The following is a 22,319-nucleotide window of genomic DNA, read 5'->3' on the forward strand; positions in this document are numbered from 1 at the left end:
GGGGCGGCCCCGTCGCGTAAGGTCGGGGCATACCGAGAGCGGCCGCAAGGTCACTTTCACTCGACGCGGGGTGGAGCAGCTCGGTAGCTCGCCGGGCTCATAACCCGGAGGTCGCAGGTTCAAATCCTGCCCCCGCTACCAACGAACGATGGCCCAGGAACTCGGCGGCAGCCGAGACTCCTGGGCCATCGTCGTCGTCGCAGGGGCCGGATGCGGCTCCTGCCCCCGCACCAGCGGCATCCGAGTCCCACGGGGCGAGCGCGGTTCCCGCCCCCGCCTCCCCACCTGAGAGACTGGACCCACCATCGGGGTCACCGACGCCTCCTCCGCACCCGCGGGCCGCAGCAGCCCGCGCCACCCGAGACGAGCGCCTCCGTGACCCCCACCACGTCGCCCCAGAACCGGCATAGCGGCCCCTTCACCGGCGTTGACCCGGATGTGAGCACCCACCCCACCAGCCCGCACCGCGTCGTCGTCATCGGCTCCGGATTCGGAGGGCTCTTCGGCACGCAGGCGCTCCGGCGCCGCAAGGACGTCGAGATCACCCTCGTCGCCACGACGACCCACCACCTCTTCCAGCCGCTGCTCTACCAGGTCGCGACCGGGATCCTCTCCGAGGGCGAGATCGCCCCGAGCACCCGCGAGGTCCTGGCCCGCCAGAAGAACGCCCGCGTCGTCCTCGGGACGGTCACCCACATCGACCTCGAGAAGCGCACGGTCACCTCCGAGGTGCTCGGTCGCGAGACGGTCACCCCCTACGACGACCTCCTCGTCGCCGCGGGGGCGGGCCAGTCGTGGTTCGGCAACGACGGGTTCGCCCGGCACGCACCGGGGATGAAGTCGATCGACGACGCGCTCGAGCTGCGCGGCCGCATCTTCGGCGCCTTCGAGCTCGCCGAGCTGGCGCGCACGCCCGTCGAGGCCGAGCGGGCCCTGACCTTCGTCGTCGTCGGCGCGGGTCCCACGGGCGTCGAGATGGCCGGCCAGATCGCCGAGCTCGCCCACCGCACCCTCAAGAACGACTTCCGGCGGATCGACCCCACGAAGGCGCGCATCATCCTCGTCGACGCCGTCGACAAGGTCCTGCCGTCCTTCGGTGACCGCCTCGGCGGTGCGGCGAAGCGCCGGCTCACCGACATGGGGGTCGACGTCCGGCTCGGCACGATGGTCACCGACGTCGACTCCACGGGCATCGTCGTCCGCGAGCCCGACGGCAGCTCGACGCGCATCGAGGCCCTCACCAAGGTCTGGGCCGCGGGCGTGCAGGCCAGCCCGCTCGGCCGCCAGCTCGCCGAGCAGTCCGGCGCCGGGCTCGACCGCGCCGGCCGCGTCCTCGTGCAGCCCGACCTCACCCTCCCCGGCCACCCCGAGGTCCACGTCGTCGGCGACATGATGTCGCTCGACGGCCTCCCCGGCGTCGCGCAGGTCGCCATCCAGGGAGCCCGGTTCTCCGCGAAGCAGATCCGCCACCGCCTCGACGGCAAGCCCACCGACGCGCACTTCGAGTACTTCGACAAGGGCTCGATGGCGACGATCTCGCGGTTCAGCGCCGTGGCCTCCATCGGCAGGCTGAGGTTCTCCGGGTTCCTCGCGTGGGTGCTCTGGCTCGCGATCCACCTCGTCTACATCATCGGCTTCAAGCACCGCGTGACGACGCTGCTCCACTGGGCGGTCAGCTTCCTCGGCCGGGGCCGGGCCGAGCGGGTCGCCACCGAGCAGCAGGTCTTCGGCCGCCGCGCGATGGACGTGCTCCCCGCCGGCGAGGTGCCCTCCATCCCCACGGGCGCCACCGACGACGAGGTCGGCTCCGTCGCCGAGCTCGAGGAGCGCCACCGCGAGCGCTCGGTGCAGCGCGCGGGCTGACCGGGAGCCTCCTGTCGGGCGACGGTGCGCCGACGTAGGGTGACCGCCATGCCGCTGGACTACCCCATCCACCGACACACGCTGCCCAACGGGCTGCGGGTCGTCGTCAGCCCCGACCACACCGTCCCGAACGTCACGGTGAACCTGTGGGTCGGCGTCGGGTCCCGGCACGAGAGCCCGGGTCGCACCGGGTTCGCCCACCTCTTCGAGCACCTGATGTTCCAGGGCTCGCGCCACGTGCGCAGCGGCGAGCACTTCGAGGCGCTCATGGCCGAGGGCGGGCGGCTGAACGCCACGACGTGGTTCGACCGCACGAACTACTTCGAGACCGTGCCCACCGGCGCCGTCGAGCTGGCGCTGTGGCTCGAGGCCGACCGCCACGGGCACCTCCTCGACGCCGTGACCCAGGAGAACCTCGACAACCAGCGCGACGTCGTCAAGGAGGAGAAGCGCCAGCGGTACGACAACCAGCCCTACGGCAACGCGCTCATCGACGTCTACGCCACCCTCTTCCCGGAGGGGCACCCCTACCACCACCCGACGATCGGCTCGATGGAGGATCTCGACGCCGCGAGCCTCGAGGACGTCCACGCCTTCTTCCGCCGCTTCTACGGTCCCGACAACACCGTGCTCACCCTCTGCGGCGACATCACCGCCGAGCGCGGGTTCGCCCTCGCCGAGCGCTACCTCGGCCCGCTGCCGGCGAGCGCCGAGCCGCCGCGCCCCGCGCACCCGCAGCTCGAGCCGCTCGCCGCGCCGGTGCGCCTCGACCGGCGCACCGCCGTCCCGAACGACCGGCTCCACGTCGCCTTCCGCCTCCCCGTCGACGGCACCGACGAGTTCCTCGCCGCGGCCGTCGCCCTCGACTGCGTCGGCGGCCTGTCGACCTCGCGCCTGGTCCGGCGGCTCGTCCGCCGCGAGCAGAGCGCCCTCGGGGCGCACGCCACGGCGTGGGGCTTCGTCGACGGCAGCTCCCTCGGCTTCGTCGTCCTCGACGTCGCGCCGGGGGTCGACGCCGGTGCCGTCGAGGACGCGTTCCTCGAAGAGCTCGCGGGCTTCCTCGAGCACGGTCCCACCGACGCCGAGCTCGAGGCCTCCCTGGCGCAGTCCGAGCGCTCGTGGCTGTCGGCCCTGGCCAGCCAGGAGGAGCGGGCCGACGTCATCAGCCACCACCACCTGCTCCACGACGACCCCGAGGTCGTCAACACCCACCTCGACCGCCTCACGGCGCTGACCCGCGACGACGTCGTCGCGGCGGCCCGCCGCTGGCTGCGGCCCGAGAGCCGGGCCGTCGTCGCCTACCTCGCCGAGGACGACGCGAGCGACGACGTCGCGCACCCCGCCGACGAGGAGGCGGTGGCGTGAGCACCCCCGTCGTCCCGCGTCCCGACGTCGTGGCCCCGGGGCCGTGGTCGTTCCCCGTCCCCGAGGAGCACGTGCTCGGCAACGGCGTGCGCGTCCTCGCCCACGACATCCCGGGCCAGTACGTCCTGTCGATCCGGGTCGTCGTCCCGCTCGCCCTGTCCGCCGAGCCGGCGGGGCACGAGGGCGTCGCCTCGATGACGGCGCGGCTGCTCGACGAGGGCACCTCGCGCCACGGGGCCGAGGAGTTCGCCGAGCTGATGGAGCGGCACGGCATGGTGCTCGGCGCCGGTGTCTCCGACGGCGGCCTCCTCGTCGACGTCGACGTCCCGCAGCGCCACCTCGCCACCGCCGCCGACCTCGTCACCCAGGCGCTGGCCGAGCCCGTCTTCCCCGAGGCCGAGGTGCGGCGCATCCTGCGCAACCGCCTGGCCGAGATCGAGCAGGAGCGGGCCTCCGCGGCCCACCGCGCGGTCAAGGAGCTCGCCCGCACCCTGTGGGCCCCCGGCGAGCGGGCGGCCCTGCCCACCGCCGGGACCCCCGAGTCGATCTCGTCCCTGACCCGCGACGACCTCGTCGACTTCCACGCCCGCCACGTCGGGCCACGGGGCTCCACGGTCGTCCTCGCCGGCGACCTCACCGGCATCGACGTCCCCGCGGTCCTCGGGGCGACGCTCGGCACGTGGGACGCCCCGCGCCACGAGCCGTCACCGCGACCGACCGCGCCGCGCCCGGCACCCGACCGCGCCCGGGTCGTCGTCGTCGACCGCCCCGGGTCGGTGCAGACCGAGATCGCCGTCGGGGTCCCCGGGCCCGACCGCGCCACCCCCGACGGCTGGGCCCCCCACCCCGTCCTCTCCTTCGTCCTCGGCGGCTCCCCGAGCGCGCGCCTCGACGTCGTGCTGCGCGAGGAGAAGGGCTACACCTACGGCATCCGCTCGGCCTTCCGCCCCCGGGTCGCCGGAGGCACGTTCGTCACCTCCGGCTCCGTGCGGTCCGAGGTCACCGGCGAGGCGGTCGAGATCCTCCTCGGCATCCTCGACGGAGCCCGCGAGGGGTTCACCGACGCCGAGCTGCGCTCGGGGGTCGACTACGTTGCCAAGACGGCCCCCGGCCGGTACGCCACCGCCGACGCCGTCGCCGACGAGACCGCGGCGCTCGCCCTCGAGGGGCTGCCCCTCGACTTCACGACCCGCACCCTGCGCGACGTCGCCGACCTGCGGCGCAGCGACCTCGACGCCGCCTACGCCCGGGTCGCGACGGGGGAGTGGAGCGTCGTCCTCGTCGGTGACGCCGCGACGGTCGTCCCCGCGCTCGAGGGCCGGGTGTCCGCCCCGGTGGCCACCGTTGCCCTCTGAGGTCGGGCCCGCGGGGCGGCTCGGGCCCTCGCGCTCGGTTGTCATGGCCTCGCCGGTCGGGCGCCTCGAGCTCGTCGAGCGCGACGACGCCCTCGTCATGATCTCGTTCGACGCCCCGGCCGACGGCTCGCCCCGGCACGAGCGGGGTGGGTCGGCGCTGCTCACCGAGGCGCACCGCCAGCTGGTCGAGTACTTCGCCGGGCGGCTGCGGGTGTTCGACCTGCCCTTGCGCCCCGTCGGCACCGACTTCCAGCGCCGGGTGTGGGACGTCCTGGCGGCGGTCCCCTGGGGGACGACGACGACGTACGGCTGGATCGCCGACCGGCTGGGGCTCCCGCCCGGCGCCTCGCGGGCCGTCGGGGCCGCGAACGGCGCGAACCCCCTGCCGATCGTCCTCCCGTGCCACCGGGTCGTCGGCGCCGACGGGACCCTCATCGGCTACGCCGGGGGCCTGGAGCGCAAGGCCGACCTCCTCCGGCTCGAGGGCGTGCCGACCGAGGCCGACCAGATCGCCCTCTTCTGAGCGCTGCGCTCAGAGCCCGTCGACGTGCGACGGGTCGGGGGAGAGGCGGCGCAGCACCTCGTCGTGGAGGTGCCCGTTCGTCGCGACCGCGTTCCCGCCGAAGGGTCCGTCGACCCCGTCGAGGGAGGTGAAGCGGCCGCCGGCCTCGGTGACGATGGGGACGAGCGCGGCCATGTCGTGCAGGGCGAGCTCGGGCTCGGCGGCGATGTCGACGGCCCCCTCGGCGAGGAGCATGTAGGACCAGAAGTCGCCGAACGCCCTCTCGCGCCAACAGGACCGGGCGAGGTCGAGGGCCTGCCGCTCGCGCCCGACCGCCGCCCAGGAGGTCCAGCTCGAGCACGAGATCGAGGCGTCCTCGACCCGGGCGACGCCCGAGACGTGCATCTGCTTGGCGGAGGTCAGGCTGCGCCCGGCCCAGGCGCCGGAGCCCAGCGCCGCCCACCAGCGGCGACCCAGCGCCGGTGCCGCCACGAGCCCGATGACGGGTCGGCCGTCGTCGACGAGGGCGATGAGGGTGGCCCACACCGGGACGCCACGGACGAAGTTGTGCGTGCCGTCGATCGGGTCGACGACCCACTGGCGGGGGGAGCTGCCGGTCGTCGGGAACTCCTCGCCGATGACGGCGTCGCGCGGCCTCGTGCGCTTGAGCTGGCCGCGGATCAGCTCCTCGGCGTCCCGGTCGGCGTCGCTGACGAGGGTGAGGTCGGGCTTGGCCTCGACGTGCAGGTCCTCGGCACGGAACCGCGCCGTCGTCATCCGCTCGACCGCGTCCGCGAGCACGTGGGCGAGGCGCAGGTCGTCGTCGTAACCGGGCACGGGCCTCACCGTAGCCGCTCGCACCGAAGATCTTCCGGCGGCACGAGGGTCCCGGTCGCGCTTCGATCACGATCGGGCTCGCTTCGGTCACAATCGTGTCTCGGCGCGCTCCGAAACTTCCAAACGGCGATCCCGTGGTCTTTGATGGTGCGCGGCACGCCCGGAGGCGTCGCCACTGGGGCCCCACCCGATCGGGCGCGGCCCAGGAACACCTTTCACCCGACCAACGGGTGGGACACCACTTCACGTAGGAGGACATCCATGCGAGGAACCACTCGCACGGTCGCGGTTGCGGCCCTGTCCGCAGTCGCCCTGCTTGCCGCCGGGTGCGGTAGCGGCGGCAGCGACGACCCCGAGACCTCGGCAGGAGCCAAGACGGGCGGCGAGATCACCGTCCGCGGCTGCAACCCCGAGAACCCGCTCGTCCCGTCGAACACGACGGAGACCTGTGGCGGCAACGTCATCGACGCGGTGTTCGCCAAGCTCGTCCACTACGACCCCGACACGGCGAAGCCGACGAACGACATCGCCGAGTCGATCGAGACCACGGACAACCAGAACTTCACGGTCAAGCTGAAGAAGGGCTACAAGTTCCACGACGGCACCGAGGTCAAGGCGAAGAACTTCGTCGACACCTGGAACTACGCCGCGTACGCCCCCAACGCGCAGAGCTCGGGCTACTTCATGGAGCCCATCGAGGGCTTCGGCGACCTGCAGTGCACCGGTGAGGGCGACGACGCCTGCGCCGGCGCCGGCAACGCCAAGGCCGACAAGCTGACCGGTCTGGCCGTCACCGACGACTACACCTTCACCATCAAGACCACCGAGAAGGTCTCGAACCTCCCGGTGCGCCTCGGCTACTCGGCCTTCGCGCCGCTCCCCGACGCCTTCTTCGCGAGCCCCGACACCTTCGGCGACAAGCCGATCGGCTCGGGCCCGTACAAGCTGGACTCGTGGACCAAGGAGCAGTCGATCGTCCTGTCCAAGTTCGCCGACTACAGCGGCGAGTTCGACGGCAAGGTCGACAAGGTCACCTTCAAGATCTACCAGGACGCCGACAGCGCCTACAACGACGTCATCGCCAACAACCTCGACATCACCGACGAGATCCCGGCGAGCGCGCTCATCGACGACAAGTACAAGACCGACCTCCCCGAGCGCAACGCGCAGAAGGAGTCGGGCAGCATCTCGACGATCACCGCCGCGCCGAGCAAGGTCGACCCGGCCTACGCCGACCCGAAGATCAAGCAGGCGATCTCCATGGCGATCGACCGCGAGACCATCATCAAGCAGATCTTCAACGGCACCCGCGTTCCCGCCACCGGCTGGGTCTCCCCGGTCGTCGACGGCTACAAGGCCGAGCAGTGCGGTGAGTACTGCAAGTACGACCCGGCCAAGGCCAAGGCCCTCCTCGCGGAGGCCGGCGGCTTCAAGGGTGACAAGGTCACGCTGTCCTACAACGCCGACGCCGCTCACAAGGAGTGGACCGAGGCCACCTGCAACAGCATCAAGCAGGCGCTCGGTGTCGAGTGTGTCGCGACCGGTGTCGTCGACTTCGCGACCTTCCGCCAGGAGATCGGCGACCGCAAGCTGAAGGGCCTGTTCCGTACCGGCTGGCAGATGGACTACCCGTCGATCGAGAACTTCCTCGCCCCGATCTTCAAGACCGGCGCCTCCTCCAACGACGGTGACTACTCGAACCCCGCGTTCGACAAGCTCCTCGTCGAGGGTGCCGCCGCCACCGACCCGGCTGCCGCCAACGCCAAGTACCAGGAGGCCGAGGCTCTCCTGGCCAAGGACATGGCGTCCATCCCGATGTGGTACGGCAAGGCCACCATGGGCTGGTCGGAGAAGGTCACCGGTGTGAAGATCACCGCCTTCGGCACCATCGACCTCGCGTCGGTCTCGCTGAAGTGAGCTGACTGAACCAGCAGGTTCACCCGCACAAGTCGTCGGCCTGCCAGCACACGCTGGCAGGCCGACGGCCGTGTCAGGACCGTGATGCGCGATCCCCGGGGACGCGCGGATACTGGGTGCACACCCGCATGGTCTAGGTTCGTCCCCGGTACCCACCCGACGACGCCGTCCCCCTCCCCGGAGCGACGGCCCGAACAGCCAAGGAGGTGACGTGGGCACATACATCATCCGACGGCTGCTGCAGATGATCCCGGTGATCCTGGGAGCGACATTCCTCATCTTCGCCATGGTCTTCGCCCTGCCGGGCGACCCCCTGGCCGGGAAGTGCGGCGAGCGGCCGTGTCCACCGGCCTACGCACAAGCCTTCCGCGAGAAGTACAACCTCGACGACCCGATGCTCGTCCAGTACGGGAAGTACGTCGCGAACCTCGCGCAGGGCGACCTCGGTGAGACCTACAACGGCATCGCCGTCGCCGACCAGCTCAAGGTCAGGTACCCGGTCACGCTGAAGCTGGCCCTCATGGCCATCGCGTTCGAGACGGTGCTCGGCGTCATCGCCGGCGTGCTCACGGGGATCCGCAAGAACGGGTTCCTCGACAACCTCGTCCTCGTCTCGACCCTCGTCGTCATCTCCATCCCCGTCTTCGTCATCGGTGGTGTCGCGCAGTACTTCCTCGGCGTCAAGGCCGGGCTGTTCCCCGTGACCGTCACCTCGAGCAACCCCTCCCTCTACGAGCTGCTCCTGCCGGCCATCGTGCTCGGCTCGCTCTCGGTCGCCTACGTCACCCGCCTGACCCGCACCAACCTCGTCGAGAACCTGCGGGCCGACTACGTCCGCACGGCCGTGGCCAAGGGACTGACGAAGCGCCGGGCCGTCGGGGTCCACGCGCTGCGCAACTCGCTCATCCCCGTCGTCACCTACATCGGCTTCGACGTCGGTGCGCTGCTCGGTGGCGCCATCGTCACCGAGCGGATCTTCAACATCCCGGGCGTCGGCGGCTACATCTTCCAGTCGATCCGTCGTCGCGACGGCGCCAGCGTCGTCGGGTCGGTGACGGTGCTCGTCATCGTCTACCTGTTCGTCAACCTGCTCGTGGACCTGCTCTACGGGCTGCTCGACCCGAGGATCAGCCATGACTGAAGCCGCCATCGCCGAGGTCCAGGCGACCGACACGCACGATGCAGGCGACACCGGCGAGGAGCGCTCGCTCGCGTCCGACGCCTGGCGCGCCATGCGCAAGAACCCGCTGTTCTGGGTCTCCTCCGCGATGATCGTCGTGTTCGTCCTCATGGCCGTGTGGCCGAGCCTGTTCACGAGCACCGATCCGACCGAGGCGATCCTCCAGGAGTCGCGGGCCCGTCCCGGCGACGGCACGTTCTTCGGGCGCGACATCCAGGGCTACGACATCTACGCCCGGTGCATCTACGGTGCCCGGGCCTCGATCCTCGTCGGCCTCTTCACCACGGTGGGCACGGTGCTCCTCGGCGGGACGATCGGCGTGCTCTCGGGCTACCTCGGGGGCTGGGCCGACGCCCTGTTCTCGCGCATCGGTGACGTGTTCTTCGCGATCCCGCTGCTCCTCGGCGCGATCATCTTCCTCGTCTCGCTGCCGGACTTCTTCAACGACAACTACCTCCTCGTCGTGATGAAGGTCGTGCTCGCGCTGGTGATCCTGGGCTGGCCGAGCATGGCGCGCCTCATGCGCTCCAGCGTCATCCAGGTCAAGCCGAACGACTACGTCCAGGCGGCGCGGGCCCTCGGGGCGAGCCCGTGGCGGGTCGTGCGCTCGCACGTGCTGCCCAACGCGCTCGCACCGGTGATCGTCGTCGCGACGATCAACCTCGGCGCCTACATCGCGACCGAGGCGACGCTGTCGTTCCTCGGGATCGGGCTGCAGCCGCCGGCCATCTCGTGGGGCATCGACATCAGCGCCGCGATCGTCGGCCTGCGCACGACGCCGCACATGCTCTTCTTCCCGAGCCTGTTCCTGTCGCTGGCCGTGCTGGCGTTCATCATGCTCGGTGACGTCGTGCGCGACGCCCTCGACCCGAAGAACCGCTGACGGAGAGAGACATGACCACCGACACCACGACCCGGCCGACCGGCTCGGGGACCACGTACACGCCGCAGGACGGGGTGCTGCTCGAGGTCGACGACCTCTATGTCGAGTTCCACACCCCCGACGGCGTCGCCACCGCGATCAACGGCGTCTCGTTCGAGCTGCGCCAGGGCGAGTCCCTGGCCATCCTCGGCGAGTCCGGCTCGGGCAAGTCCGTGACCGCGCAGGCGATCATGGGCATCCTCGACATGCCGCCCGCCGTCATCCCGCAGGGTCACGTCCGCTACTGCGGGCACGACCTGCTCTCGATGCCGGCCGAGCAGCGCCGGCTGACCCGCGGCCCGGAGATCTCGATGATCTTCCAGGACGCCCTGTCCTCGCTCAACCCCGTCTTCCCGGTGGGGTGGCAGATCGCCGAGATGTTCCGCACGCACCGGGGCGTCAACAAGAGCGACGCGCTCACCGAGGCCGTGCGCCTCATGGAGCGGGTCCAGATCCCCGCCGCGAAGCAGCGGGTGCGGTCCTACCCGCACCAGTTCTCCGGCGGCATGCGCCAGCGCATCATGATCGCGATGGCGATCGCGCTCGACCCGGCGGTCCTCATCGCCGACGAGCCGACCACCGCCCTCGACGTCACGGTGCAGGCGCAGATCATGGCGCTGCTCGAGGAGCTGCAGGAGGAGCGCCAGATGGGGCTCATCCTCATCACGCACGACCTCGGGGTCGTCGCCGACGTCGCCGACCGGATCGCCGTCATGTACGCCGGCCGGCTCGTCGAGACGGCCGAGGTCCACGAGCTCTACGCGTCGCCGGCGCACCCGTACACGCGCGGGCTGCTCGAGTCGATCCCGCGCCTGGACCAGAAGGGCCAGACCCTCGCGGCGATCGGCGGCCTGCCGCCCAACCTCCTGCGCATCCCGCCGGGCTGCCCGTTCAACCCCCGGTGCCGGATGGCCCAGGACGTCTGCCGCACCGACCGGCCCGAGCTGCGCGAGGTCGTCCCCGGCCGCTTCTCGGCCTGCCACTTCGCCGAGGAGGTCATCGATGCCTGAGGTCATCCTCAGTGCCCAGAACCTGGTCAAGCACTACCCGATCAGGACCGGGATCCTGCGTCGCACGACGGGTCACGTCAAGGCCGTCGACGGCGTCAGCTTCGAGCTGCACAAGGGCGAGACCCTCGGCATCGTCGGGGAGTCCGGGTGTGGCAAGTCCACCCTCGGCCGCCTCCTCATGCGCCTCGAGGACCCGACCTCCGGCACCGTCACCTTCGGTGGCGAGGACTGGAGCACGGCGTCCGGCAGCAAGATGCGCCGCCTGCGCCGTGACATCCAGATCGTGTTCCAGGACCCGTACACCTCGCTCAACCCGAGGATGACGGTCGGCGACATCATCGGTGAGCCGTTCGAGATCCACCCCGACGTCGTGCCGAAGGGCGGGCGCCGCAAGCGGGTCCAGGAGCTGCTCGACCTCGTCGGCCTCAACCCCGAGCACATCAACCGCTACCCCCACCAGTTCTCCGGTGGCCAGCGGCAGCGCATCGGCATCGCCCGTGGCATCGCGCTCAACCCCAAGGTGCTCGTGTGCGACGAGCCGGTCTCCGCGCTCGACGTCTCGGTGCAGGCGCAGGTCGTCAACCTCATGGAGAAGCTGCAGGACGAGCTCGGCCTGGCGTACGTGTTCATCGCGCACGACCTGTCCGTCGTCCGGCACATCTCCGACCGGGTCGGCGTCATGTACCTCGGGCGGATGGCCGAGCTCGGCGAGGAGGACGAGGTGTACGCGCGCCCGACGCACCCGTACACCCAGGCGCTCCTGTCCGCGGTGCCCGTGCCCGACCCGACCCTGCGCGGCAAGCGCGAGCAGATCGTCCTCGTCGGGGACGTCCCGTCGCCGGCGAACCCGCCGAAGGGCTGCCGGTTCCACACCCGGTGCTGGAAGGCGCAGGACGTCTGCAAGGTCGACGAGCCCGAGCTCGTGCTGCGCGACGACGGCCGGGGCGAGCACCTCTCGGCCTGCCACTTCGCCGAGGCCCGCGTCATCGTCGAGACCGTCGACGTCAGCGACGAGGTCCCCGACGAGCGCTTCACGACGACCGAGGTCGCCGACCTGTCCGAGGTGACCGCGGCCCCCGTGGGCGTCGACGACGAGAAGGCCGGCCTCCTGCGCCGCGACGACGACCTGCCCCCGCAGGACACCACGCGGCTCGTCGACGACCAGCCCGGCGACCAGCGGCCGCCGACCGCCTGACCGAGCACGACGACGAGGGGCCCCGGGAGCGATCCCGGGGCCCCTCGTCGTCGCGGTGGTCAGTCGTCGGTGTCGGGGGTGCGCGCGCGCAGCAGGCGGCGCAGCGAGTCCAGGCGCGAGGGCCCGGCCGGTCCGGCGGCTCCGCTGGCGACCCAGGCGTCGAGGCCGCACTCCTCCTCGTCGTGGGTGCAGCCGCGGGGGCACTGCGCCGTCCCGGGCTCGAGGTCGGCGAAGTGCTGGACGATGCGCGTCAGGTCGACGTGGGCGAGGCCGAAGGACCGGACGCCGGGGGTGTCGATGACCCAGCCGTCGTCGTCGGGGAGGGCGAGGGCGACCGCCGACGAGGAGGTGTGGCGGCCGCGACCGGTGACGTCGTTGACGATGCCCGTGGCCCGCAGGGCGAGCGGGACGAGCGCGTTGACGAGCGTGCTCTTGCCGACGCCCGAGTGGCCGACGAGGACGCTGACCCGGCCGGAGAGCGCCTCGCGCACCTCCTCGAGCCCGTCGGTGACGCCGTCGCGGCGGGCCGTGACGATGTTGCGCACCGACAGCGGCGCGTACTGCTCGAGGAAGGGGGCGGGGTCGGTGAGGTCGGCCTTGGTGAGGACGAGGAGCGGTTCCATCCCGGCGTCGTAGGCGGCCACGAGGCAGCGGTCGATGAGGCGCGGCCGGGGCTCCGGGTTGGCCAGGGCCGAGACGACGACGAGCTGGTCGGCGTTGGCCACGAGGACCCGCTCGACGGGGTCGGTGTCGTCGGCGGTGCGCCGGAGCAGGGTCTCCCGAGGGGAGATGCGCACGATGCGGGACAGCGAGCCGACGTCGCCCGTGGTGTCGCCCACGAGGTGGACCTCGTCGCCGACGACGATGCCCTTGCGGCCCAGCTCTCGGGCGCGCATCGCGATGACGACGCGACGCTCGCCGTCCTCGTCGACGTAGGTCGTGTAGCGACCGCGGTCGACCCCGGTGACCCGCGCCTTCACGGCATCGCTGTGGGCGGGTCGGTCCTTGCTGCGCGGGCGAGATCCCCTGCGGCTGGGGCGGATCCGGACGTCGGACTCGTCGTAGTCGCTCGACGACCGAGCCATCAGGCGTCCGCCGGGACCCGCTGGGAGAGCATGTCGTCCCAGAGCTCGGTGAAGGACGGCATCGTCTTCGCGACGGTGCCCACGTCCTCGACGACGACACCCTCGACGGCGAGCCCGAGGACCGCCCCGGCCATGACCATGCGGTGGTCGGCGTAGGTGTGGAAAGGCCCTCCGTGCAACGGTTTCGGCGTGATCCGCAACCCGTCGTCGGTCTCGTCGACCTGGGCGCCGAGGTCGGTGAGCTCGGTCCGCAGCGCGGCGAGCCGGTCGGTCTCGTGGCCGCGGATGTGCGCGACGCCGCGGATGATGCTGGGGGAGTCGGCGAGGGCGCACAGGGCCGCGACGACGGGGGTCAGCTCGCTCGACCCGCGCAGGTCGACGTCGACCCCGGAGATCCCGTCGCCGCCGCTCACCGTCAGGCCGGCGCGGTCGAGGTGGACGTCGGCGCCCATCATGTCGAGGACCTCGCGGACGAAGTCGCCGCCCTGGGTCGTGTACTGCGGCCAGCCCGGCACGTGGACCCGCCCCCCGGTGACGAGGGCCGCCGCGAGGAACTGGGCCGCGTTCGACAGGTCGGGCTCGACCTGGACGTCGAGGGCGTTGACCTCGCTCGGCTCGACCCGCCAGGTGTGGACGTCGGCGTCGTCGACGACGACCCCGGCGTCACGCAGCGTCTCGACGGTCATCTCGATGTGCGGCAGGCTCGGGACGGCCTTGCCGTCGTGGTGGACCGTCACCCCCTGCTCGAAGCGGGCGCCCGAGAGCAGCAGGCCGGAGACGAACTGGGAGGAGGCCGAGGCGTCGAGGGTGACCGCACCGCCCCGCACCGCGCCCGTGCCGCGGACCGTGAACGGCAGGGAGCCACGCCGGTCGTCGTCGACCTCGACCCCGAGCGCGCGCAGCGCCCCGAGGACGGGGGCCATGGGGCGCACCCGCGCGTGGGCGTCGCCGTCGAAGCGCACCGGGCCGTCGGCGAGGCCGGCGAGCGGGGGCACGAAGCGCATGACGTTGCCCGCGAGGCCGCAGTCGACGGACCCGCCGCCGGTCAGCGGGCCCGGGGTGACGACCCAGTCGTCCTCGACGTCATCGACGCGCGCGCCGAGGGTGCGCAGCGCCTGCGCCATGAGGAGGGTGTCGCGCGAGCGCAACGGCGCCCGCAGCCGTGAGACGTCGGACGCGAGGGCCGCGAGGACGAGGTAGCGGTTCGTGAGGGACTTGCTGCCGGGGAGGACGACACGGGCGCCGACGGGTCCCGTGGCCGTCGGCGCCGGCCAGTCAGCTGACGGCATGGTGGGCGCGGGCCGCCTGGAGCCGGGCCTCGCGCCGCGCCGTGTGGGCGGCGTGACGCGCCTCGCGCCGGGTGGTGCGGGCGGCGCGCTGCGCGCTCTCGCCGAGGAGCCGGGCCCGGTAGGCCAGCCCGGGGCGGCCCTCGGTGTCGACGGCCGCGAGCAGCAGGCCCCCGAGCAGGCCGAGGTTCTTGAGGAACTGGACCTTGTGCTTCTCGCGCTCCTGCGCGTCCTGCTTCTCCCAGTAGGCGTGGGCCGCGATGGTCGTCGGCACGAGCGTGGCCGCGAGGACCGTGGAGGCGACGCGCGGGAGCTTGCCGAGGGCGAGGAGCGCTCCGGCGCCGACCATCGCGACCCCATTGGCGCGCACGAGCATCTCGGTGTCGTCGCCGAGGCCGAGGCGTGGCCCGACCCTCTCGACGAGCGGCCGGGCCGTGGCGGCCTTGCCCCCGGGGTGCTTGAGCTGGTCGAGGCCGCCGACGACGAACATCGCGGCGAGCATCGGGCGGGCGACACGTCGCACCAGGGTCATGGGAGGGGTCCTCACGATCGGTTCCTGCTGGTCAGGACTTGTCGTCCCTACGGTAGTTGCTCCACGTGGGGGTGCGTAGCCTGAGGCGCATGTGTGGTCGCTACGCCGCGACGGCGAACCCCGACGAGCTCGTCCTCGAGTTCGAGGTGGACGACGACCGGTCGGCCGACGTCGGCCGCAGCGTCCTCGTCAACCCGCAGGAGCCCCCTCCGGGCCGCCCCGACCACAACATCGCCCCGACCAAGCAGGCCCCCGTCGTCCTCGTGCGGGCCCCGCGCGAGGACCGCGAGGCCGGGGCCCGGCGCCAGCTGCGGCTCCTGACGTGGGGCCTGGTGCCCAGCTGGTCCAAGGACGTCAGGGGCGGGGCCCGGATGATCAACGCCCGGGTCGAGTCCGTCGCCGAGAAGCCCGCGTTCGCCCGGGCGCTCGCCACCCGCCGCTGCCTGGTCCCCGCGCGCGGCTGGTACGAGTGGCAGGTCTCGCCGACCGCGGTCGACGCCAAGGGCAAGCCGCGCAAGCAGCCGTTCTTCACCGAGCGGGTCGACGGGGCGAGCGTGGCGATGGCCGGGCTCTACGAGTTCTGGCGCGACCCGGCGGTCACCGACCCCGACGACCCGATGGCGTGGCTGAGCACCTTCACCGTCGTCACGGGCCCCGCCGAGCCGGGCCTGGACCGCATCCACGACCGCCAGCCGCTCGTCCTCGAGCGCGACGAGTGGGACACCTGGCTCGACCCGACGGTCGGCGCCGCCGACGCCCTGCCGCTCCTCGCGCCGCACCCGGCGGGGCGCTTCACCGCGCGGCCGGTGTCCCGGGCCGTCAGCAGCAACCGGTCCAACGGGCCGCACCTGCTCGACCCCGTGCCGCCGGAAGAGCTCGTCGGGGTCGTCGACCCGATGACGGGAGAGGTCGTCGGCGGGTGACCGAACGCCTCGTCCCCACCCCGGAGGGGCCCGCACGCACGACGACCACCGACCCGGCCGCCCCGGTGGTCGGGACCCTGGTCCTCGGCCACGGCGCCGGCGGCCTGCGCTGGACCCTCGACGTCCTCGCGGTCCGTGACGTCATGGTGGCCGCCGGGTGGCAGGTGGTCCTCGTCGACCAGCCGTGGCGCGTCGCCGAGCGCAGGATCGGCCCCCGACCGCCGGCCCTGGACGCCGCCTGGGTGCCCGTCCTCGCCGACGTCGAGCGCCACCGCCGGGGAGGGCGCCTCGTCACCGGCGGTCGCAGCGCCGGCGCGCGGGTCGCCTGCCGCACCGCGGCGGCGGTCGGGGCGGACGCGGTGGTCTGCCTGTCCTTCCCCCTCCACCTGCCCGGGAAGCCGCAGCAGTCGCGGGCGGCCGAGCTGGCGCTCCCGGCGGCCCACGGGCTCCCCGTCCACGTCGTGCAGGGCTCCACCGACCCCTTCGGCACCCCTGCCGAGGTCGAGGCCGTCCTCCCCCCGCTCACGACGCTCGACGTCGTGCCGGGACCGCACTCGCTGGGCCGTGTCGCCGACCGCGTCGCCGCCCTCGTCCTCGCCCGCCTTTCCCCCGGGGAATGAGCCGCCCGGGCCCGGCGTTGACGCGCCTGTCCCGAATCTCCACCCGAGAGGCTGCCCGTGCTCGTGCTCGACACCAATGCCCCCAGCCGGGCCCGGATAGGCTGGGAGGCGATGACCACTCCTTCCACGCCCCTCGAGGACACCGTTCCGGCCGAGGTCGACGTCGCCACCGAGACCCAGGCCGAGCGCCAGGCCCGGTTCGAGCGCGAGGCCCTGCCGCTCCTCGACCAGCTCTACGCCGCGGCGATGCGCACGACGCGCAACCCGGCCGACGCCGAGGACCTCCTCCAGGAGACCTTCGCCAAGGCCTACGCGGCCTTCCACCAGTACCAGCCGGGGACCAACCTCAAGGCGTGGATGTACCGCATCCTCACCAACACCTACATCAACACCTACCGCAAGAAGCAGCGCGAGCCGCTGCAGTCCGACGCCGCCGAGGTCGAGGACTACCAGCTCGCGCGCGCCGAGTCGCACACCTCCGTGGGCCTGAAGTCGGCCGAGGTCGCCGCCCTCGAGCACCTGCCCGACACCGAGGTGAAGCGGGCCCTGCAGGAGCTGCCCGAGGACTTCCGGATGGCGGTCTACCTCGCCGACGTCGAGGGGTTCGCCTACAAGGAGATCGCCGAGATCATGGGCACGCCGATCGGCACCGTGATGTCGCGGCTGCACCGCGGCCGGCGCCAGCTGCGGGCGCTGCTCAGCGGGTACGCGCGTGAGCGCGGCTTCGGCACGGAGGAGGACTCATGAGCCACGACACGCACGCCGGCCACGGTGACTGTTCCGAGGTCCTGCACCGGATCTACGAGTACCTCGACGGCGAGATGAGCCCCGACGACGTGCGCCGGGTCGCCTCGCACCTCGCCGAGTGCCAGCCGTGCCTGGCCGAGCACGACCTCGACCGGGCCGTCAAGGACGCCGTGCGGCGCTCGTGCGTCGAGTCCGCCGCCCCCGCCGCGGTCCGGCTGCAGATCCTCCAGCGGATCACCACGGTCCGTGTGGAGCGTGAGGGCTGAGTGACCCACGGGGTCCCTCGGGCCCCGTGGACCCCACCCGTCAGGCACGAACGCCCGGTGTACCGCTAGGTACACCGGGCGTCGTCGTCTCAGCGGATGCTCAGGCGTTGGGCTTGCGACCGTGGTTGGCCTTGTTGCCCTTGCGAGAGCGGCGCTTCCGAGCACGCTTGCTCATCGGATGCCTTTCGTCAGGGGGACAAACCCGGTCCTCGAAGGATTCCGGGGGATCTGATTCATTGTCGCACACCCCCGGGCGTGTCAAACTCATGACACCTAGGGCCGTACCCCTGAATCCGGCCCACCCTTTTTCCGGAAGGAAACCCCTGAAATGAACCGCATGCGTGCCCTCCTTGCCGTCACCGCCCTCGCCGTCCTCGCTGTCGCCGCCCCGGCGTCGGCCATGGCCGGAAGCAAGGGTGGCGAGACCGTCACCTACACCACGAACGGGTACTCCTACCGTCCGTGACCACAGGGACCGGTGACGAACTGACGTGTCTGAACTGACCGAGGAGCACCAGGAGACGCCGACCGGCGACTCCGAACGGCTCCCTCGTCAATTCGTCTCCCTCCTGTGTCTCGTCACGGGCGGAACGATCCTCCTCGAAGCGGTGGTGGCCTCGAGGCTCGGGATCACGCTGAACGCGACGTTCGTCGTGCTCTGCGTCCTGTTGGCGCTGGCATCGTGGTTCGGCAGCCTCGTGGTGGAGGAGAACGCCAACCTGTCGCTGTCGAGCATCATCCTCCTGGCCGCGGCCGTCCTCCTGGGACCGGCCGCGGCCGGGCTGGTGGGGGCCGTCTCCGGGCCCTCCGAGCGCGGTCCCATCCCGCTGCCCTTCCGCATCTACAACGGCGCGATGCAGGCGGCCTCCGGGATCGTCGCAGGGCTCGTCTTCCAGGCCCTCGGCACCCTGTCGCCGACGAAGCTCATCGGCACCTGGGAGATCCTCAGCCTCCTCGCGGTGCCGCTCCTGCTCGCGCACGTCGCGGGGGTCGTCGCCAACATCATGCTCCTCGTGGGACTGGTGTGGGTCCACAACCGGGTGCCGCCCCTCACCGTGCTGGCACGGCTTTACGGCACCCTGCCCGCGGCCATCGGGCACGGGGTGATCACCCTCATCCTCGTCATCCTGTGGATCCCTGCCGACGTCGGGCCGGGCAGCCTGCTGCTCGTCCTCGCGCCGCTGCTCGTCGCGCAGTGGGCCTACCTCCAGTACGCCGAGGAGAAGCTCGCCCGCGACCGCGCCCTCCACGTCCTCGTCGCGGCCGTCGAGGCCAAGGCCCCGCACCTCGCGGGGCACAGCAGCCGGGTCGCCGACCTCAGCGCGCTCATGGCCGAACACCTCGGACTGCGCCCGCAGGTCGTCGCGGATGTCAAGATGGCCGGCATGCTCCACGACATCGGCCAGGTCACCCTGCCGACGACCCTCGTGCGCGGCGCCCGCCCCGACGGCAGCACGCTGTCGGCCACCTACCCCTCGCGCGGCGCCTCGCTCCTGCGCGGCCTGTCGTTCCTCTCGGGCTCCCTCGACCCCATCGTGCGCCACCGCGTCGTCCTCGAGCAGCCGGCCTCCGACACCGACCGGGTGGCGCCGCTCGTCGTGGGGATCGCCGACGAGTTCGACCTCCTCACCGAGGTCGGCACCCCCGACGGCACCCTCCTGTCCGCCGAGGACGCCCTCGACCGGCTGCGCACGCAGGAACCCGTGCGTGACGACGTCGTCGCGGCCCTCGAGCACGCCCTGACCCGCCGGACCCCAGGGGTGGTCGCCGGGTGACTCCGTCACTGCGGCGCCGTGAGGGCGCCCTGCGTGTCGTCGTGCTCGGGCTGGGGGTCCTCGTCCTCGTCCGCGCCGCCGTCGTCGGCGGGGGGGACCTGCTGGCCACGGCCGACACCCACGCGAGCACCGTCGTCGTCCTCGTGCTGGCCGTCGTCGTCGGCGAGCTCGTCCGGCTGCGCATGCCGAGCGGGCGCACGACGGCCCCGCTCGCGTCGGCCTCCATCACCGCCGCGGCCCTCCTCGGGACGGTCGAGGGGGAGGAGGTGTTCGCCGTCGGCAGCGGGTTCGTCGTCCTCGTCGTGGCCCTGGGGATGCTCGCCGCCGGGCTGGTCCGGCGGCTGCGCCACCAGCCGGTCGGGATCGAGCAGATGGCCGCCCGCCTCGCGGCCGTCACGACGACCGCCTGGCTCGTGCGCCACGTCGGGACCTCCGAGGGGACCCTGTGGGACCTGGCCCTCGACCCCGGGACGCTGGGCTGGCTCATCGGGCTCGGGATGCTCGTGCTGTCGGTCGCGGGGCTGGCGGTCGAGGTCGTCCTCGTCTCGGCCGTCGCCGCCGAGCGGCGCCGCACGCCGTGGTGGGCCACCCTGCGGGGCGAGGTCGGCGAGGTCTTCCCGCTGACCCTGGCCGTGGCGACGACGGGGCCGCTCGTGGCGCTCATGGCACCGGCCCTCGGGCTCGCCGCGTTCCCCGCGGCCCTGTTCCCCCTCGCCTTCACCTACGTCGCCGTCGCGCGCTCCACCCGCAACCGCGAGACCTACCGCCAGACGATCCTCACCCTCTCCCACCTCACCGAGGAGGGCGGCTACACGCTGCGCGGCCACGCCGAGCGGGTCGCCGACCTCAGCATCCGGATCGGCCGCCTCCTCGGCCTCGGAGACCGCGAGCTGCGCGACATCGAGGTCTCGGCCCTGCTCCACGACCTCGGCCAGATCTCGCTGACCTCCCCGATCCCCGAGGGCGCCACCGTCCTCGCGGCCCCGGCCGACCAGCGCGACATCGCCGCCGAGGGGGCGCGGATCATCCGGCACGCCGAGGGCCTCGACGACATCGCCGACCGGGTCGAGGGGCAGACGACCGCCTACCGGCTCGTGCGCGAGCTCGGCGAGGAGGTTCCGATGGCGAGCCGCATCATCAAGGTCGCCAACGCCTACGACGACCTCACCGGCGGCACCGACGACCCCGTGCGCGTCGCGGCCGCGCTCGAGCGGATCCACCTCGGGCTGGGGTACGAGTACGACCCCGAGGTCGTCGAGGTGCTCGCCGACGTCACGAGCGACGCCACCGTCGGTGCGGTCGAGGACCCGGGCCGGGTCGCGCGCTAGCATCGTCGCGCCCCGCCCCCCGTCGAAAGGCCCTCGTGGACCGCCTCACCCCGGTCGTCTTCCACGACGCGTGGGGGTCGCACGTGTCGATCGCCAGCCTCCAGGGCCGCGACATCCCGAGCCCGCAGCCGGAGTCCGAGCTGTGGATGGGAGCCCACGAGGAGGGGCCCTCGCTCACCGACCGCGACGGCGCCCCCGACCTCGCGGCCGTCGTCGCCGCCGACCCCGAGGGGACCCTGGGCGCCGCGTGCGTCGAGCGCTACGGACCGCGCCTGCCCTTCCTCCTCAAGGTCCTCGCGCCGGGCCGGGCGATCTCCATCCAGGCCCACCCCACCGCCGAGCAGGCGCGGGTGCAGCGCGAGGCCACCGCCGACGAGGTCTACGTCGACGACTGGGCCAAGCCCGAGCTGCTCCTGGCCATCGCCCCCTTCGAGGTCTTCGTCGGGATGCGCTCGGTCGAGGAGGTCGCCGCCCTCGTCGACCGCCTCGACGTCCCGCGGCTGCGGACCCTGCTCGAGGAGACCGCGGGCGAGCCCGACCCCGTCCTCGCCCTCCTCGCGGCGGTCCTCGCGACCCCGGCGGCCGAGGTCACCGAGCTGGCCCGGCGCGTCGTCGCGGCGTGCGTGCGCCTCGAGGGCAGGAGCGACGAGTTCGGCGACGCCAGCGCGGCCATCGTGCGCGTCGCCGAGGAGCACCCCGACGACATCGGCCTCGTCGTGCTGCTCCTCATGCACCACCGGGTGCTCCAGCCGGGGGAGTACATCGACGTCGCCGCCGGGGTGCTGCACTCCTACGTGCGCGGCCTCGGCGTCGAGGTCCTCGCGAACTCCGACAACGTCGTGCGCGCGGGCCTGACGAGCAAGCCGGTCAACGTCCCCGAGCTGCTGCGCATCGTCGACCCCCTGGCCGACGGCGTGGCCGGGTGCGGCCGGGTGCTCGAGCCGGGCGTCGAGGTGTTCGACAGCGCGTCCGACCGGTTCCGCCTGCTGCGGGTCACCCCGGGGCGCCGCCTCCCGGGCGACACCTCCCCGCGGATCGTGTTCTGCCTGCGCGGGCGGGTCACCCTCACCGCGGCCTCCGGCGCCCTCGAGCTCGGCGACGTCGAGTCGGCGTTCCTGCCCGCGGGTGAGGGGGCCGTGACGCTCGAAGGCGTCGGGGAGGTCTACTGCGTGACCGTCCCCGACGCCTCCTGAGCGCTCGAGCCGTGCGGCTCAGCCCTTCTTGGTCTCCTTGAAGATCGCGTCGATCTCGTCGATCTTCGCGAGGAGCTCGTCGGCCTTGCCGGCGTCGAGCTCACCCTTGGTGCCGGAGGCGCCCGCGAGCTTGGTGGCCTCGTTGATCAGGGTGTGCAGGTTCGGGAACTTCTCGAAGTGCGGCGGCTTGAAGTAGTCGGTCCACAGCACCCACAGGTGGTGCTTGACGAGCTCCGAGCGCTGCTCCTTGATGAGGATGGCGCGGGTGCGGAAGTCGGGGTCGTCGTTGTCGGCGACCTTGGCGATGATCGCCTTGATCGACTCGGCCTCGATGCGCGCCTGGGCGGGGTCGTACACGCCGCAGGGGAGGTCGCAGTGGGCCGAGACGTCGGTGACGCGGAACAGGGACAGCATGGGT

The 22,319-nt window shown here is 72.3% G+C and carries 23 protein-coding genes and 1 tRNA gene; 18 read left to right on the plus strand and 6 right to left on the minus strand.

The window, feature by feature from the left end; genetic code table 11:
* Positions 1 to 64: 64 nt before the first annotated feature.
* From ACFWN3_RS15510 to ACFWN3_RS15530, 5 genes are all read left to right on the plus strand, one after another.
* Positions 65 to 141: transfer RNA gene (locus ACFWN3_RS15510), tRNA-Met, on the plus strand.
* Between the two features lie 297 nt (positions 142 to 438).
* A complete protein-coding gene (locus ACFWN3_RS15515; RefSeq protein WP_377641081.1) occupies positions 439 to 1,863 on the plus strand; it encodes an NAD(P)/FAD-dependent oxidoreductase in 1,425 nt (474 codons plus the stop codon).
* Positions 1,864 to 1,911: 48 nt separating this feature from the next.
* Positions 1,912 to 3,228: a M16 family metallopeptidase gene (locus ACFWN3_RS15520; RefSeq protein ID WP_377641083.1), complete on the plus strand. Its 1,317-nt coding sequence runs from the start codon at positions 1,912 to 1,914 to the stop codon at positions 3,226 to 3,228.
* On the plus strand, positions 3,225 to 4,583 hold the full coding sequence (locus ACFWN3_RS15525; protein ID WP_377641085.1) for a M16 family metallopeptidase: 1,359 nt from the start codon (positions 3,225 to 3,227) through the stop codon (positions 4,581 to 4,583). The genes ACFWN3_RS15520 and ACFWN3_RS15525 overlap by 4 nt, the downstream gene beginning before the upstream one ends.
* Before the next feature lie 43 nt (positions 4,584 to 4,626).
* Positions 4,627 to 5,106 carry a methylated-DNA--[protein]-cysteine S-methyltransferase gene (locus ACFWN3_RS15530; RefSeq protein WP_377641087.1) on the plus strand — a complete coding sequence of 160 codons (480 nt, stop codon included), beginning with the start codon at positions 4,627 to 4,629 and terminating at the stop codon, positions 5,104 to 5,106.
* Between the two features lie 9 nt (positions 5,107 to 5,115).
* Here the strand turns inward: ACFWN3_RS15530 and hisN are convergent, their stop codons facing one another.
* Complete coding sequence (gene hisN, locus ACFWN3_RS15535; RefSeq protein ID WP_377641089.1) at positions 5,116 to 5,922, minus strand: histidinol-phosphatase; 807 nt, start codon at positions 5,920 to 5,922, stop codon at positions 5,116 to 5,118.
* Positions 5,923 to 6,183: 261 nt separating this feature from the next.
* Here hisN and ACFWN3_RS15540 point away from each other — a divergent pair, with 261 nt between their 5' ends.
* The 5 genes from ACFWN3_RS15540 to ACFWN3_RS15560 all read left to right on the plus strand — a co-directional run bounded on the left by ACFWN3_RS15540 (position 6,184) and on the right by ACFWN3_RS15560 (position 12,146).
* Entirely contained in the window at positions 6,184 to 7,839 is a 1,656-nt protein-coding gene (locus tag ACFWN3_RS15540) for an ABC transporter substrate-binding protein (protein WP_377641091.1), read from the plus strand.
* 211 nt (positions 7,840 to 8,050) lie between these two features.
* Positions 8,051 to 8,980, plus strand: a complete 930-nt coding sequence (locus ACFWN3_RS15545; RefSeq protein ID WP_377641093.1) for an ABC transporter permease — start codon at positions 8,051 to 8,053, stop codon at positions 8,978 to 8,980.
* Positions 8,973 to 9,902: an ABC transporter permease gene (locus ACFWN3_RS15550; protein WP_377641095.1), complete on the plus strand. Its 930-nt coding sequence runs from the start codon at positions 8,973 to 8,975 to the stop codon at positions 9,900 to 9,902. The genes ACFWN3_RS15545 and ACFWN3_RS15550 overlap by 8 nt, the downstream gene beginning before the upstream one ends.
* 11 nt (positions 9,903 to 9,913) lie before the next feature.
* Positions 9,914 to 10,951 (plus strand): ABC transporter ATP-binding protein, encoded by a 1,038-nt coding sequence (locus ACFWN3_RS15555; protein ID WP_377641097.1) that lies wholly within the window; start codon positions 9,914 to 9,916, stop codon positions 10,949 to 10,951.
* A complete protein-coding gene (locus tag ACFWN3_RS15560; protein ID WP_377641099.1) occupies positions 10,944 to 12,146 on the plus strand; it encodes an ABC transporter ATP-binding protein in 1,203 nt (400 codons plus the stop codon). The genes ACFWN3_RS15555 and ACFWN3_RS15560 overlap by 8 nt, the downstream gene beginning before the upstream one ends.
* 59 nt (positions 12,147 to 12,205) lie before the next feature.
* Here the strand turns inward: ACFWN3_RS15560 and rsgA are convergent, their stop codons facing one another.
* From rsgA to ACFWN3_RS15575, 3 genes are read right to left on the minus strand one after another with little or no spacing between them, the layout of a single operon-like run.
* A complete protein-coding gene (gene rsgA / locus ACFWN3_RS15565; RefSeq protein ID WP_377641101.1) occupies positions 12,206 to 13,231 on the minus strand; it encodes a ribosome small subunit-dependent GTPase A in 1,026 nt (341 codons plus the stop codon).
* Positions 13,231 to 14,520 carry a 3-phosphoshikimate 1-carboxyvinyltransferase gene (aroA, locus tag ACFWN3_RS15570; protein WP_377641102.1) on the minus strand — a complete coding sequence of 430 codons (1,290 nt, stop codon included), beginning with the start codon at positions 14,518 to 14,520 and terminating at the stop codon, positions 13,231 to 13,233. Before aroA ends, rsgA begins: the two co-directional genes overlap by 1 nt.
* The gene (locus ACFWN3_RS15575; protein ID WP_377641104.1) at positions 14,507 to 15,049 is read right to left on the minus strand and encodes a DoxX family protein; all 543 of its coding nucleotides are present in this window, start codon (positions 15,047 to 15,049) and stop codon (positions 14,507 to 14,509) included. The genes aroA and ACFWN3_RS15575 overlap by 14 nt, the downstream gene beginning before the upstream one ends.
* Before the next feature lie 89 nt (positions 15,050 to 15,138).
* Between ACFWN3_RS15575 and ACFWN3_RS15580 the strand changes: the two genes are divergently transcribed.
* The 4 genes from ACFWN3_RS15580 (at position 15,139) to rsrA (ending at position 17,605) form a co-directional block, all read left to right on the plus strand.
* Entirely contained in the window at positions 15,139 to 15,972 is an 834-nt protein-coding gene (locus ACFWN3_RS15580) for an SOS response-associated peptidase (RefSeq protein ID WP_377641106.1), read from the plus strand.
* On the plus strand, positions 15,969 to 16,592 hold the full coding sequence (locus tag ACFWN3_RS15585; protein WP_377641108.1) for an alpha/beta family hydrolase: 624 nt from the start codon (positions 15,969 to 15,971) through the stop codon (positions 16,590 to 16,592). The genes ACFWN3_RS15580 and ACFWN3_RS15585 overlap by 4 nt, the downstream gene beginning before the upstream one ends.
* Positions 16,593 to 16,703: 111 nt before the next feature.
* Positions 16,704 to 17,339 carry a sigma-70 family RNA polymerase sigma factor gene (locus tag ACFWN3_RS15590; RefSeq protein ID WP_377641110.1) on the plus strand — a complete coding sequence of 212 codons (636 nt, stop codon included), beginning with the start codon at positions 16,704 to 16,706 and terminating at the stop codon, positions 17,337 to 17,339.
* The gene (gene rsrA, locus ACFWN3_RS15595; protein ID WP_377641112.1) at positions 17,336 to 17,605 is read left to right on the plus strand and encodes a mycothiol system anti-sigma-R factor; all 270 of its coding nucleotides are present in this window, start codon (positions 17,336 to 17,338) and stop codon (positions 17,603 to 17,605) included. Before ACFWN3_RS15590 ends, rsrA begins: the two co-directional genes overlap by 4 nt.
* Positions 17,606 to 17,705: 100 nt before the next feature.
* Here rsrA and ACFWN3_RS15600 read toward each other — a convergent pair whose 3' ends face one another.
* Complete coding sequence (locus ACFWN3_RS15600) at positions 17,706 to 17,780, minus strand: 50S ribosomal protein bL37 (RefSeq protein WP_009775747.1); 75 nt, start codon at positions 17,778 to 17,780, stop codon at positions 17,706 to 17,708.
* 153 nt (positions 17,781 to 17,933) lie between these two features.
* On the opposite strand from ACFWN3_RS15600, the gene ACFWN3_RS15605 reads away from it, so the two are divergent.
* Genes ACFWN3_RS15605 through manA form a run of 4 tightly spaced genes read left to right on the plus strand, consistent with a single transcriptional unit; the run spans position 17,934 to position 21,901 of the window.
* Positions 17,934 to 18,071 carry a hypothetical protein gene (locus tag ACFWN3_RS15605; protein ID WP_377641114.1) on the plus strand — a complete coding sequence of 46 codons (138 nt, stop codon included), beginning with the start codon at positions 17,934 to 17,936 and terminating at the stop codon, positions 18,069 to 18,071.
* A gap of 25 nt (positions 18,072 to 18,096) precedes the next feature.
* On the plus strand, positions 18,097 to 19,380 hold the full coding sequence (locus ACFWN3_RS15610; RefSeq protein ID WP_377641116.1) for an HD-GYP domain-containing protein: 1,284 nt from the start codon (positions 18,097 to 18,099) through the stop codon (positions 19,378 to 19,380).
* Entirely contained in the window at positions 19,377 to 20,708 is a 1,332-nt protein-coding gene (locus ACFWN3_RS15615) for an HD-GYP domain-containing protein (RefSeq protein WP_377641117.1), read from the plus strand. The genes ACFWN3_RS15610 and ACFWN3_RS15615 overlap by 4 nt, the downstream gene beginning before the upstream one ends.
* Before the next feature lie 35 nt (positions 20,709 to 20,743).
* Positions 20,744 to 21,901 (plus strand): mannose-6-phosphate isomerase, class I, encoded by a 1,158-nt coding sequence (manA, locus tag ACFWN3_RS15620; RefSeq protein WP_377641119.1) that lies wholly within the window; start codon positions 20,744 to 20,746, stop codon positions 21,899 to 21,901.
* 18 nt (positions 21,902 to 21,919) lie between these two features.
* Here the strand turns inward: manA and sodN are convergent, their stop codons facing one another.
* Entirely contained in the window at positions 21,920 to 22,315 is a 396-nt protein-coding gene (gene sodN, locus ACFWN3_RS15625; protein WP_377641121.1) for a superoxide dismutase, Ni, read from the minus strand.
* Positions 22,316 to 22,319: the final 4 nt, after the last annotated feature.

The sequence above is a fragment of the Oryzobacter terrae genome, assembly GCF_042756445.1.
GTDB classification, from domain to species: Bacteria; Actinomycetota; Actinomycetes; order Actinomycetales; family Dermatophilaceae; genus Oryzobacter; species Oryzobacter terrae.

Coding starts and splice junctions, on each gene's coding strand:
- rsrA (WP_377641112.1), top strand. CDS start 17,336: ATGAGCCACGACACGCACGCCGGCCACGGTGACTGTTCCGAGGTCCTG.
- ACFWN3_RS15550 (WP_377641095.1), top strand. CDS start 8,973: ATGACTGAAGCCGCCATCGCCGAGGTCCAGGCGACCGACACGCACGAT.
- ACFWN3_RS15605 (WP_377641114.1), top strand. CDS start 17,934: ATGAACCGCATGCGTGCCCTCCTTGCCGTCACCGCCCTCGCCGTCCTC.
- ACFWN3_RS15590 (WP_377641110.1), top strand. CDS start 16,704: ATGACCACTCCTTCCACGCCCCTCGAGGACACCGTTCCGGCCGAGGTC.
- rsgA (WP_377641101.1), bottom strand. CDS start 13,231: ATGGCTCGGTCGTCGAGCGACTACGACGAGTCCGACGTCCGGATCCGC.
- ACFWN3_RS15540 (WP_377641091.1), top strand. CDS start 6,184: ATGCGAGGAACCACTCGCACGGTCGCGGTTGCGGCCCTGTCCGCAGTC.
- sodN (WP_377641121.1), bottom strand. CDS start 22,315: ATGCTGTCCCTGTTCCGCGTCACCGACGTCTCGGCCCACTGCGACCTC.
- ACFWN3_RS15530 (WP_377641087.1), top strand. CDS start 4,627: ATGGCCTCGCCGGTCGGGCGCCTCGAGCTCGTCGAGCGCGACGACGCC.
- ACFWN3_RS15580 (WP_377641106.1), top strand. CDS start 15,139: ATGTGTGGTCGCTACGCCGCGACGGCGAACCCCGACGAGCTCGTCCTC.
- ACFWN3_RS15560 (WP_377641099.1), top strand. CDS start 10,944: ATGCCTGAGGTCATCCTCAGTGCCCAGAACCTGGTCAAGCACTACCCG.
- aroA (WP_377641102.1), bottom strand. CDS start 14,520: ATGCCGTCAGCTGACTGGCCGGCGCCGACGGCCACGGGACCCGTCGGC.
- ACFWN3_RS15575 (WP_377641104.1), bottom strand. CDS start 15,049: ATGACCCTGGTGCGACGTGTCGCCCGCCCGATGCTCGCCGCGATGTTC.
- ACFWN3_RS15555 (WP_377641097.1), top strand. CDS start 9,914: ATGACCACCGACACCACGACCCGGCCGACCGGCTCGGGGACCACGTAC.
- ACFWN3_RS15520 (WP_377641083.1), top strand. CDS start 1,912: ATGCCGCTGGACTACCCCATCCACCGACACACGCTGCCCAACGGGCTG.